An 11,817-nucleotide genomic window follows, 5' to 3' on the forward strand; every position below is an offset into this window, starting at 1 on the left:
GCCTGCTGATCGCGGCCGCCGCCTGTGGACAACACTCCGGAACCCCACGCCGCGCAATACCGCAAATCGGTCATATTTACTCCTAGTCTGACATTGCGCTGGTCCGCCTTGTCCACAGGACTTGCGCACTCGTCTCACTCCGGCTATTGGGAGGACGGCCCACCGCCATGCCCGCAGATCTCGCCGTCATCGGTCTCGGCCACCTCGGCCTGCCCCTCGCCCAGGCCGCCGTCGCACGCGGCATCGCCACCATCGGCTACGACCCCGTCCGCGCCGCCGACCTGGCCGGCGGCCGGCTGCCCTGCGACGGCGCCGAATCCACCCTCACCGCCGCCGACGTCCGCCGGATGCTCTCGGGGGGCTTCCGGCCGACCGTCAACCCGGCCGAGCTCGGCCGGGTCCGTACCGCCGTCATCTGCGCCCCCACCCCGGCGGCCGCCGACCGCTCGCTCGACCTGAGCCAGGTCGCCGAGGCCGCCCGGGCACTGGCCGCGCGGCTCCGCCCGCACACCACCGTGATCCTGGAGTCACCCGCGTACCCGGGCACCACGGAGGAATTCCTCCGCCCCCTCCTCGAATCGGGCTCCGGCCTGCGCGCGGGGCGCGACTTCCACCTCGCGTACTCCCCCGGCCGCCTCGACCCGGGCAACCGCGCCCACGGCTACGCCGGCACCCCCAAGGTCATCGGCGGCCTCACCCCGGCCTGCACCGAGTCGGCCGCCGCCTTCTACGGCCGCCTCACCGACAAGGTCGTCCGCGCCCGCGGCCCCCGCGAGGCCGAGACCGTGCACCTCCTGGAGACCAACTACCGGCACGTCAACATGGCCCTGGTCAACGAGATGGCGGTGCTCTGCCACGACATGGGCATCGACCTGTGGGACGTCATCCGCTGCGCCGAGACCAAGCCGTTCGGCTTCCAGGCCTTCCGCCCGGGGCCCGGCGTCGGCGGCCACGGCGTCCCCCTGGACATCCCGGGACCGGCCCGCGGCGCCCGCCCCCTGCGCATGGTCGAACTGGCCCAGCAGGTCAACGACCGCATGCCGCAGTACGTCATCCAGCGCTCGGCGACCCTCCTCAACGAGCACGGCAAGTCCGCCCGCGGCGCCCGCGTCCTGCTCCTCGGCGTCACCTACAAGCCCGACCTCGCCGACCAACAGGGCGCCCCCGCACAGGAAGTGGCGACCCGTCTCATGGAGCTCGGCGCGGCCGTCAGCTACCACGACCCCTATGTGCCCACCTGGAGCGTGCTCGGCCGCCCCGTCCCGCGCGCGGACTCGCTCTACGAGGCGGCGGCCGACGCCGACCTGACGATCCTGCTCCAGCACCACCGCACGTACGACCTGCAAGGCCTGGCCGTGAAGGCCCAACTGCTCCTCGACACCCGGGGCGCGACCCCGGCGGGCGCCGCCCACCGCCTGTGACGACGAAAAGGGCCCCGGTACGAAGTACCGGGGCCCTTCTTCAGACGTCATACGTGCAGCGCGAGCGTCACCGCTTGTGCTGCGAGTCCGCGACCGTCACCTCGACGCGCTGGAACTCCTTGAGCTCGCTGTAGCCCGTCGTCGCCATCGCGCGGCGCAGCGCCCCGAAGAAGTTCATCGAGCCGTCCGGGATGTGCGAGGGGCCGGCGAGGATCTCCTCGGTCGTGCCGACCGTGCCCAGGTCGACCTTCTTGCCGCGCGGCACGTCCTCGTGGACGGCCTCCATGCCCCAGTGGTGGCCCTTGCCGGGCGCGTCCGTGGCGCGGGCCAGCGGGGAGCCCATCATCACGGAGTCCGCGCCGCACGCGATGGCCTTGGGCAGGTCGCCGGACCAGCCCACGCCGCCGTCGGCGATGACGTGCACGTACCGGCCGCCGGACTCGTCCATGTAGTCACGGCGGGCGGCCGCGACGTCGGCGACGGCGGTGGCCATCGGCACCTGGATGCCCAGGACGTTGCGCGTGGTGTGCGCGGCGCCACCGCCGAAGCCGACCAGGACGCCCGCGGCGCCGGTGCGCATCAGGTGCAGGGCCGCGGTGTACGTGGCGCAGCCGCCGACGATGACCGGGACGTCCAGCTCGTAGATGAACTGCTTCAGGTTCAGCGGCTCGGCGGCGCCGGAGACGTGCTCGGCGGAGACCGTGGTGCCGCGGATCACGAAGATGTCCACGCCGGCGTCCACGACGGCCTTGGAGAACTCGGCGGTGCGCTGCGGGGAGAGCGCGGCGGCGGTGACGACGCCCGCGTCGCGCACCTCCTTGATGCGCTGCCCGATCAGGTCGGCCTTGATGGGGGCCGCGTAGATCTCCTGGAGGCGCCGGGTCGCGGTCTCCGCGTCCAGCTCGGCGATCTCGTCGAGCAGCGGCTGCGGGTCCTCGTACCGCGTCCAGAGGCCCTCGAGGTTCAGGACGCCGAGGCCGCCCAGCTCACCGATGCGGATGGCGGTCTGCGGGGAGACCACCGAGTCCATGGGGGCCGCCAGGAAGGGCAGCTCGAAGCGGTAGGCGTCGATCTGCCACGCGATCGAGACCTCCTTCGGGTCGCGGGTGCGCCGGCTCGGTACGACGGCGATGTCGTCGAAGGCGTACGCGCGGCGGCCGCGCTTGCCGCGCCCGATCTCGATCTCAGTCACGTTGTGGGGCCTTTCCCTCTTGGTCTGCCCGTCCAGTATCCCCGACGCACACGGAAGGGGCGGTCCCGGTTGATCCGGGGCCGCCCCTGTCAGGCGCGCGTGAGCCGGGAGACTACTTGGTCCGGCTGTAGTTCGGCGCTTCGACCGTCATCTGGATGTCGTGCGGGTGGCTCTCCTTGAGACCCGCGGACGTGATGCGGACGAAACGGCCCTTGCTCTCCATCTGGTCGATGCTCGCCGCGCCGACATAGCCCATCGTCTGGCGCAGTCCGCCGACGAGCTGGTGGAGCACGTTGGCCAGCGGGCCGCGGTAGGGCACCTGGCCCTCGATGCCCTCGGGCACGAGCTTGTCGTCGGAGGAGACCTCGGCCTGGAAGTACCGGTCCTTGGAGTACGACCTGCCCTGGCCACGGGACTGCATGGCGCCGAGCGAGCCCATGCCGCGGTACGACTTGAACTGCTTGCCGTTGATGAACATCAGCTCACCCGGCGACTCCTCGCAGCCCGCGAGGAGCGAGCCGAGCATCACGGTGTCGGCGCCGGCGGCGAGCGCCTTGCCGATGTCGCCGGAGTACTGGAGGCCGCCGTCGCCGATGACCGGCACGCCGGCCGCGCGGGCCGCGACCGCTGCCTCGTAGATCGCGGTGACCTGCGGAACGCCGATGCCCGCGACCACGCGGGTGGTGCAGATCGAGCCCGGCCCGACGCCCACCTTGACGCCGTCGACGCCGGCGTCGATCAGGGCCTGCGCGCCGTCGCGGGTGGCGACGTTGCCGCCGATCACGTCGACGCCCACGCTCGACTTGATCTTCGACATCCAGCTCAGGGCGTTGCTGTTGTGGCCGTGGGAGGTGTCGACGATCAGGAAGTCGACCCCGGCTCCGGCCAGCGCCTGGGCGCGCTCGAGCGCCTCGGGGCTGGCGCCGACGGCGGCACCGACGAGCAGCCTGCCCTCGGCGTCCTTGGCCGCGTTCGGGTACTGCTCGGCCTTCTTGAAGTCCTTGACGGTGATGAGGCCCTTGAGCCGCCCCGCGTCGTCGACCAGCGGCAGCTTCTCGATCTTGTGCCGGCGCAGCAGCTCCATGGCGTCCACGCCGGAGATGCCGACCTTGCCCGTGACCAGCGGCATGGGCGTCATGACCTCGCGGACCTGACGGCTGCGGTCGTTCTCGAAGGCCATGTCGCGGTTGGTGACGATGCCGAGCAGCTTGCCCGCCGCGTCGGTCACCGGGACACCGCTGATGCGGAACTTCGCACAGAGGGCGTCGGCCTCGGCGAGCGTCGCGTCGGGGTGCACCGTGATCGGGTCGGTGACCATGCCGGACTCGGACCGCTTCACGAGGTCGACCTGGTTGACCTGGTCCTCGATGGAGAGGTTGCGGTGCAGCACGCCGACACCGCCCTGGCGGGCCATGGCGATGGCCATGCGGGCCTCGGTGACCTTGTCCATCGCCGCGGAGAGCAGCGGGATGTTCACCCGGACGTTCCTGGAGATGCGGGACGAGGTGTCGACCGCGTTGGGAAGCACTTCCGACGCGCCCGGCAGCAGCAGCACGTCGTCGTAGGTCAGCCCGAGTGTCGCGAATTTTTCGGGCACCTCAGTCGAAGAACCGCCGTTTGCAGTCATGACACCTTCCCCAAATGGCCTTGATCGGTGCGGATGTCCATGCTAACGGCCAGCGCGGGTGTCTCATTCCACGAGCAAGATCATCGGAAAGCTTTGTACGTTCACACGGACGCACCCCACGCGCGCGGCCGGACCCCCGCCGCTGCCGGGCCGGACCGTTTCTACTGCTCGGCGAGCGCCCGCAGCCGGCTCAGCGCCCGGTGCTGCGCGACCCGCACCGCGCCGGGTGACATGCCCAACATCTGGCCCGTCTCCTCGGCCGTGAGCCCGACCGCGATCCGCAGGAGCAGCAGCTCGCGCTGGTTGTCCGGGAGGTTGGCGAGGAGCTTCTTGGCCCACTCCGCGTCGCTGCTGAGCAGCGCGCGCTCCTCCGGGCCGAGCGAGTCGTCGGGCCGCTCGGGCATCTCGTCGGAGGGCACGGCGGTGGAGCCGGGATGGCGCATCGCCGCGCGCTGCAGGTCGGCCACCTTGTGCGCCGCGATCGCGAAGACGAAGGCCTCGAAGGGGCGGCCGGTGTCCTTGTAGCGCGGCAGCGCGAGGAGTACGGCGACGCAGACCTCCTGCGCGAGGTCCTCCACGAAGTGCCGTGCGTCACCCGGCAGTCGGGACAGCCGGGTGCGGCAGTAGCGCAGGGCCAGGGGGTGCACATGGGCGAGAAGGTCGTGCGTGGCCTGCTCGTCGCCTTCGACGGCGCGAAGGACGAGGGCACCGATCACCGTCGTCCTGTCATCGCGCATCGGTCCATGGTGCCTTGGCGGCGACTGGTCCGCGGCACCGCGTCCGTAGTTGTGCACTGAAGCGTTATGAGCAGGTGCGCCGGAACTCATCTCCTGCGCCCTCCCCTCCCGCTCGATCGACTCGTCCCCGAGGAACTCCACATCTCAAGGATGCGGCATCGGCGGCGAAACAAGCAGCGGCGGGCGTCGGTCGCCCCGCCCACCACACGGCGGGCGGGGATCGCGGGCCCCCCGCGGCGGCACATTCAGCGGACCAGACCCCAGCGGAAACCGAGCGCCACCGCGTGGGCGCGGTCCGAGGCGCCGAGCTTCTTGAACAGCCGCCTGGCGTGCGTCTTCACGGTGTCCTCGGAGAGGAAGAGCTCGCGCCCGATCTCCGCGTTCGAACGGCCGTGGCTCATGCCTTCGAGCACCTGGATCTCACGCGCGGTGAGGGTGGGCGCGGCGCCCATCTCGGCCGAGCGCAGTCTGCGCGGGGCGAGCCGCCACGTCGGGTCGGCGAGCGCCTGCGTGACGGTCGCGCGCAGCTCGGCGCGCGAGGCGTCCTTGTGCAGATAGCCGCGGGCGCCGGCGGCGACCGCGAGCGCGACCCCGTCCAGGTCCTCGGCGACGGTGAGCATGATGATGCGCGCACCGGGGTCGGCGGACAGCAGCCGCCGGACCGTCTCGACGCCGCCCAGGCCGGGCATGCGTACGTCCATCAGAATCAGGTCGGAGCGGTCGGCGCCCCAGCGGCGGAGGACTTCCTCGCCGTTGGCCGCTGTCGTCACGCGCTCCACACCGGGCACGGTCGCGACCGCGCGGCGGAGCGCCTCTCGGGCGAGCGGGGAGTCGTCGCAGACGAGGACCGATGTCATGACTGTCCTCCGCGGCTCTCACAGCTGCTGCGCGTCACCTTGAGCCTCCAGGCTGGTACATATTCGTCACCTGTGCGGTTGACGCTCTCGGACACCTGCCCGAGCGCTTCTTCTTTCAACCGCCTCGCACTCTCAACGACGGTCACCCGAAAGAGTTACGGGGCAGTCAGCCACCTTCGGCACTCTACGTGAGGGCGCGGACACAGAGCAGAGCGCGCGGGAGACCCTCAACCTTTCATCACAAGCTATGCCCCATTTAGCGGCTTTTCTTCCCTTTTCCTGGTGTCTGTGGCTAGATTCGCAATGAGTCATATTTTCATCTCCTTAGACAGTAGATGTACGGTCATGGGCACCGTATCCGCGTCAGAACGGCACCAAGGGGACCAGCAATGGCAGATTTCTCCCGCCTTCCCGGACCGAACGCAGATCTGTGGGACTGGCAGCTCCTCGCGGCCTGCCGCGGGGTCGACAGCTCGCTCTTCTTCCACCCGGAGGGCGAGCGGGGAGCGGCGCGCAGTGCTCGTGAGAACTCCGCCAAGGAGGTCTGCATGCGGTGCCCGGTGCGCGCGGAGTGCGCCGCTCACGCGCTCGCGGTGCGCGAGCCGTACGGCGTGTGGGGCGGGCTGACCGAGGACGAGCGCGAGGAGCTCATGGGGCGTGCGCGCAACCGCCTGGTCACGACCTCGCCGGCCACGGCGGGCGGCGGCGTCTCGCACAACGCCGTGTCCCACAACTCCGTGTCCCATCACGCTGTTTCGCACGGCGCCGTTTCGCAGGGCGCCGTTTCGCAGGGTGCCGTGTCCCACAGCGCCGTGTCCCACAGCTGAAGGAACGTTTCTTCGAACGCATGCCCGCGCGGGTCCGCGCAGGGCGTCGATCAGCGGGCGGCGGCCCGCGCGAGATGGTCCAGCGTGGCGGCGACGGCCGGCACCTGTGCCAGATCCGGCAGCGTGAGCGCGACGATCTCCCGCCGCACGGCGGGTTCCACCGTCACAGTGCGGGCGCCCATGGGGCGCACCGACTCGATCGCGAGCTCGGGCAGCACCGCCACTCCCAGGCCGGCGCCGACCAGGCCGATCACCGCCGGATAGTCGTCGGTCGCGAAGTCGATCCGGGGCACGAAGCCCGCGCTCTCGCAGACCTCCACCAGTTGCCTGCGGCAGCGGGGGCAGCCCGCGATCCACGATTCGTCGGCGAACTCCCCGATGGTGACCGACTCCGCGCCGGCGAGCCGGTGCCCCTCGGGCACGAGTCCGACGAGCCGGTCCGCGAGCAGCGGCCGTACGACGAGGTCGCTCCACTCCTCCGGCCCTGCCGCCCCCTCGTACCGGAAGGCGAGCGCGACGTCGCAGTCGCCCTCGCGCAGCATCTCGACGGAGCGCGGCGGCTCGGCCTCCACGAGGGAGACGCGGGTGCCGGGGTGGGCGGCGCGCAGCGCGGCGAGGGCGCAGGGGACGAGGGTGGAACTGCCGCTGGGGAAGGAGACGAGCCGGACCCGGCCGGCGCGCAGGCCGGCGATCGCGGCGACCTCCTCCTCCGCGGCGGTGAGCCCGGCGAGGATGCCCGAGGCGTGCCGGACCAGGGCCTCGCCGGCCTGGGTCAGCCGCATCTCGCGGCCGGTGCGGATCAGCAGCGGCGTGCCGGTGGAGGATTCGAGGGCCTTCATCTGCTGGCTGACGGCGGGCTGGGTGCAGCCGAGCTCGCGGGCGGCGGCGGAGAAGGAGCCGGTGGTGCTCACGGCGCGCAGCACACGGAGATGTCGGGCCTCGATCATGTTTCGAGCATAAGCGAGGCTTGGGCGCAGTGCGAAATGCCGCCGGACAACTTTGAGGGGGGCGGCCACGAAAAGCTCTAGCCTGCTTGCCATGGAGCTTCTTTCGGTAAACGTGGGCCGCCGCACGGCCGTCGACTACACCTCGTCCCCCACCGGCCGCACCGCCATCGACAAGCGGCCGGTGCGCGGCCCCGTCCTGGTGACCGCGCCGGGCGCGAAGGGCGTCGGCGGCAGCGGTATGGCCGGCGACGAGATCGGGGACCTGCGCCACCACGGCGGCACCGACCAGGCGGTGTACGCGTACGCCCGCGAGGATCTCGACGCCTGGGAGCGGACCCTCGGACGGCCGCTGCCCGACGGCACGTTCGGCGAGAACCTCACGACGTCCGGGGTCGACGTGAACGGCGCGCGGATCGGCGAGCGCTGGCGGATCGGCTCCGACCTGGTCCTCGAGGTGACGAGCGGGCGCATTCCGTGCCGTACGTTCCAGGGCCATCTCGGTGAGACGGGGTGGGTGAAGCGGTTCACCGGGGAGCGGGCTCCCGGCGCGTATCTGCGGGTGATCGAGCCGGGTGAGATACGGGCCGGGGACGCGATCGCGATCGTGCACCGGCCGGAGCACGAGGTCACCGTCGCCCTCCAGTTCCGCGCCATCACGACCGAGACGTCGCTGCTGCCGCGGCTGCTCGCTGCGGGTGACGCCCTGCACCCCGAGACGGCCGAGCGTGCCCGCGCGTATGTGGCGCGGCAGGCCGCCCAGGATCTCGTGGGCTGACGCCGCCGCCCGGCGCCACCGGTCCCTGGTCGGTGGGCGCGGCGCGCGTCACTAGCCTTGGGCCATGACTACGGCTCTGATTACGGGATCAACCGCCGGCATCGGCGCCGCCTTCGCGCGGCGCCTCGCCGGTGACGGCCACAACCTCGTCCTGGTGGCGCGCGACACCAAGCGGCTGCGGGAGCAGGCGACCGAGCTGCACGACCGGCACGGCATCGAGGCGGAGGTGCTGACCGCCGACCTCGCGACGGACGCCGGCATCGAGGCGGTCGAGAAGCGCCTCGCGCACCGCAGGGACCCGGTCGACCTGCTGATCAACAACGCCGGGTTCGGCAACAAGGGCCGCTATCTCGAGGTCTCGATGGCCGACGAGCTGACCATGCTCAAGGTGCACTGCGAGGCGGTGCTGCGGCTGACGTCGGCGGCGGCGGAGTCGATGCGGGAGCGCGGCAGGGGCGGGGTGGTGAACGTCGCGTCGGTGGCGGCGTTCGTGCCGCGCGGGACGTACGGCGCCTCGAAGGCGTGGGTCGTGCAGTTCACCCAGGGCGCGGCGAAGGACCTGGCGGGTTCCGGGGTACGGCTGATGGCGCTCTGCCCCGGTTTCGTACGGACCGAGTTCCACGAGCGCGCCGGGATGGGCACGTCCAACATCCCGGGCTGGATGTGGCTCGACGCGGACAAGCTGGTCGCCGCGGCGCTGGCCGACTTGGCGCGGGGCCGGACCGTGTCCATTCCCGACCCGCGCTACAAGGCGCTGATGGGGGTGGTGAAGGTGACGCCGCGGGCGCTGCTGGGTGGGGTGACGTCGCGTACGGGTCGTAAGTACGGGCCCCGGTAGGCGGGGGGCTTGGGGCGGTCCCGGGGCGCGTCTGCCGGGTTCCTCGCCGTCGCCGGGTGCGGGTCGCCTTCGGCTGGTCGCGCAGTTCCCCGCGCCCCTGAGACGACTTCGGTGAGCGCCCCGTAAGGGGCGCGGGGAACTGCGCGAGGACGGACCACGACCCGCACCCGGCAAGGGAGAGCAACCCGGCACACGCACCCCCGAAAAGGCCCGAGGCCCGGCTCCCCGCACAGGGAACCGGGCCTCGGGCAACTCAGGTCAGTGCGAGTGACCGTGGCCGTGGCCGTGACCGGCCTCCGCCTCTTCCTCGGCCGGCTTCTCGACGACCAGGGTCTCGGTCGTGAGGAGCAGCGACGCGATGGACGCGGCGTTCTCGAGCGCGGAGCGGGTGACCTTGACCGGGTCGATGACGCCGGCCTTGACCAGGTCGCCGTACTCGCCGGTCGCGGCGTTGAAGCCGAAGCCCTTGTCGAGCTCGGCGACCTTCGAGGTGATGACGTAGCCCTCGAGGCCGGCGTTCTCGGCGATCCAGCGCAGCGGCTCGACGGCGGCGCGGCGGACGACGGCGACACCGGTGGCCTCGTCGCCCTCCTTGCCGAGCGAGTCGCCGAGCACCTTGGCGGCGTGCACCAGGGCGGAGCCACCACCGGAGACGATGCCCTCCTCGACCGCGGCGCGGGTCGCGGAGATGGCGTCCTCCAGACGGTGCTTCTTCTCCTTCAGCTCCACCTCGGTGGCGGCGCCGACCTTGATGACGCACACGCCGCCGGCCAGCTTCGCGAGGCGCTCCTGGAGCTTCTCGCGGTCCCAGTCGGAGTCCGTGGCGTCGATCTCGGCCTTGATCTGGGCGACGCGGCCCTCGACCTCGGCCTTGTTGCCGCCACCGTCGACGATCGTGGTGTCGTCCTTGGTGATGGTGACGCGGCGGGCGGTGCCGAGCACGTCGAGACCGACCTGGTCGATCTTGAGGCCGACCTCTTCGGCGATGACGGTGCCGCCGGTGAGGGTGGCGATGTCACCGAGCATGGCCTTGCGGCGGTCGCCGAAGCCGGGGGCCTTCACCGCGACGGCGTTGAAGGTGCCGCGGATCTTGTTCACGACCAGGGTCGACAGGGCCTCGCCCTCGACGTCCTCGGCGATGATCAGGAGCGGCTTCGAGGCGTTGGCCTGGATGACCTTCTCGAGCAGCGGCAGGAGGTCCTGGATGGAGGAGATCTTGCCCTGGTGGATCAGAATGTACGGGTCGTCGAGGACGGCCTCCATACGCTCCTGGTCGGACACCATGTACGGCGACAGGTAGCCCTTGTCGAAGGCCATGCCCTCGGTGAAGTCGAGCTCCAGGCCGAAGGTGTTGGACTCCTCGACGGTGATGACACCGTCCTTGCCGACCTTGTCCATCGCCTCGGCGATGAGCTCGCCGACCTGCGGGTCCTGGGCCGACAGACCGGCGACGGCCGCGATGTCGGCCTTGTCGTCGATCGGGCGGGCGGTGGCGAGCAGCTCCTGGGAGACGGCCGCGACGGCGGCGTCGATGCCCTTCTTCAGGGCGGCCGGGGAGGCGCCGGCGGCGACGTTGCGCAGGCCTTCCTTGACCAGGGCCTGGGCGAGCACGGTGGCGGTGGTGGTGCCGTCACCCGCGATGTCGTTGGTCTTGGTCGCCACCTCCTTCACCAGCTGGGCGCCGAGGTTCTCGTACGGGTCGTCGACCTCGACCTCACGGGCGATGGTGACGCCGTCGTTGGTGATGGTCGGGGCGCCGAACTTCTTGTCGATGACGACGTTGCGGCCGCGGGGGCCGATCGTCACCTTGACGGTGTCGGCAAGCTTGTTGACGCCGCGCTCAAGGGCGCGACGGGCGTCCTCGTCGAACTTCAGGATCTTCGCCATGGGAGCGGTTCAGCCCTCTCGAAAACTCAGGGGGGTCCGGGGGGAGCCCCCGGAATGTTCAGCAACGAACTGCGCCCCTCGCCGCCCGGCAGAGAGCGGGGTGACCAGGGGCGCAGCTCGGAAAAGCAATGCTGGGTGAATTACTTCTCGACGATCGCGAGCACGTCGCGAGCCGAGAGGACGAGGTACTCGTCGCCGTTGTACTTCACCTCGGTGCCGCCGTACTTGCTGTACAGCACGACGTCGCCGACCTTCACGTCGAGCGGCAGGCGCTCGCCGTTCTCGAAACGCCCCGGGCCCACGGCGAGGACAGCGCCCTCCTGGGGCTTCTCCTTCGCGGTGTCCGGAATGACCAGGCCGGAGGCCGTGGTCTGCTCGGCGTCGAGCGGCTGGACCACAATGCGGTCCTCGAGCGGCTTGATGGCAACCTTGGAGCTGGCGGTCGTCACGATCCGGTCTCCCCCTTCGGAGATCTCACGGGGTCAAGAGTCTGAGTGTGGCGACCAGGTGGATCCGTCGTCGCGGGTGCCGGACCTGCCCGTCGCTGTTGGCACTCTCCAGTGGGGAGTGCCAGAAGTGAGACTAGGACGGGGATTAGCACTCGGTCAAGCGGAGTGCCAGTCGACTGCGTCTGGCTTTAGCGGGTGTTCGTTGCCCTGGGCCGGGCGGGCGGCGCTTTTTCCCCTTCGGGGCAACGGTTCTCTGCGGC

General features: G+C 70.9%; 11 protein-coding genes. 4 read left to right on the top strand and 7 right to left on the bottom strand.

Annotated features, from left to right (window positions below):
- The first annotated feature begins 167 nt into the window (after positions 1-167).
- The gene (locus tag ACFYO9_RS04945) at positions 168-1,421 is read left to right on the top strand and encodes a nucleotide sugar dehydrogenase (RefSeq protein ID WP_358776798.1); all 1,254 of its coding nucleotides are present in this window, start codon (positions 168-170) and stop codon (positions 1,419-1,421) included.
- Positions 1,422-1,488: 67 nt separating this feature from the next.
- On the opposite strand, the gene ACFYO9_RS04950 is transcribed toward ACFYO9_RS04945, so the two are convergent.
- The 4 genes from ACFYO9_RS04950 to ACFYO9_RS04965 form a co-directional block, all read right to left on the bottom strand.
- Positions 1,489-2,613 carry a GuaB3 family IMP dehydrogenase-related protein gene (locus ACFYO9_RS04950; protein ID WP_355803766.1) on the bottom strand — a complete coding sequence of 375 codons (1,125 nt, stop codon included), beginning with the start codon at positions 2,611-2,613 and terminating at the stop codon, positions 1,489-1,491.
- A 112-nt stretch (positions 2,614-2,725) separates the two neighbouring features.
- The gene (gene guaB / locus ACFYO9_RS04955; RefSeq protein ID WP_355803768.1) at positions 2,726-4,240 is read right to left on the bottom strand and encodes an IMP dehydrogenase; all 1,515 of its coding nucleotides are present in this window, start codon (positions 4,238-4,240) and stop codon (positions 2,726-2,728) included.
- A 161-nt stretch (positions 4,241-4,401) separates the two neighbouring features.
- Positions 4,402-4,977 carry a sigma-70 family RNA polymerase sigma factor gene (locus ACFYO9_RS04960; protein WP_355803770.1) on the bottom strand — a complete coding sequence of 192 codons (576 nt, stop codon included), beginning with the start codon at positions 4,975-4,977 and terminating at the stop codon, positions 4,402-4,404.
- A 245-nt stretch (positions 4,978-5,222) separates the two neighbouring features.
- Entirely contained in the window at positions 5,223-5,834 is a 612-nt protein-coding gene (locus ACFYO9_RS04965; RefSeq protein WP_003948568.1) for a response regulator transcription factor, read from the bottom strand.
- A gap of 389 nt (positions 5,835-6,223) precedes the next feature.
- Between ACFYO9_RS04965 and ACFYO9_RS04970 the strand changes: the two genes are divergently transcribed.
- Complete coding sequence (locus tag ACFYO9_RS04970; RefSeq protein ID WP_355803772.1) at positions 6,224-6,661, top strand: WhiB family transcriptional regulator; 438 nt, start codon at positions 6,224-6,226, stop codon at positions 6,659-6,661.
- A 50-nt stretch (positions 6,662-6,711) separates the two neighbouring features.
- Here ACFYO9_RS04970 and ACFYO9_RS04975 read toward each other — a convergent pair whose 3' ends face one another.
- Positions 6,712-7,608 carry a LysR family transcriptional regulator gene (locus ACFYO9_RS04975; protein ID WP_355803774.1) on the bottom strand — a complete coding sequence of 299 codons (897 nt, stop codon included), beginning with the start codon at positions 7,606-7,608 and terminating at the stop codon, positions 6,712-6,714.
- Positions 7,609-7,699: 91 nt separating this feature from the next.
- Between ACFYO9_RS04975 and ACFYO9_RS04980 the strand changes: the two genes are divergently transcribed.
- A complete protein-coding gene (locus ACFYO9_RS04980; RefSeq protein WP_355803776.1) occupies positions 7,700-8,383 on the top strand; it encodes an MOSC domain-containing protein in 684 nt (227 codons plus the stop codon).
- A 64-nt stretch (positions 8,384-8,447) separates the two neighbouring features.
- Positions 8,448-9,221 (top strand): SDR family oxidoreductase, encoded by a 774-nt coding sequence (locus tag ACFYO9_RS04985; protein ID WP_358776799.1) that lies wholly within the window; start codon positions 8,448-8,450, stop codon positions 9,219-9,221.
- Positions 9,222-9,479: 258 nt separating this feature from the next.
- Here the strand turns inward: ACFYO9_RS04985 and groL are convergent, their stop codons facing one another.
- Together groL and groES are read right to left on the bottom strand one after the other, a co-directional pair.
- Entirely contained in the window at positions 9,480-11,108 is a 1,629-nt protein-coding gene (groL, locus tag ACFYO9_RS04990; protein WP_355803780.1) for a chaperonin GroEL, read from the bottom strand.
- A gap of 140 nt (positions 11,109-11,248) precedes the next feature.
- A complete protein-coding gene (gene groES / locus ACFYO9_RS04995) occupies positions 11,249-11,557 on the bottom strand; it encodes a co-chaperone GroES (protein ID WP_006347174.1) in 309 nt (102 codons plus the stop codon).
- Positions 11,558-11,817 lie beyond the last annotated feature (260 nt).

Source organism: Streptomyces sp. NPDC005863 (genome assembly GCF_042871345.1).
Taxonomy (GTDB): domain Bacteria; phylum Actinomycetota; class Actinomycetes; order Streptomycetales; family Streptomycetaceae; genus Streptomyces.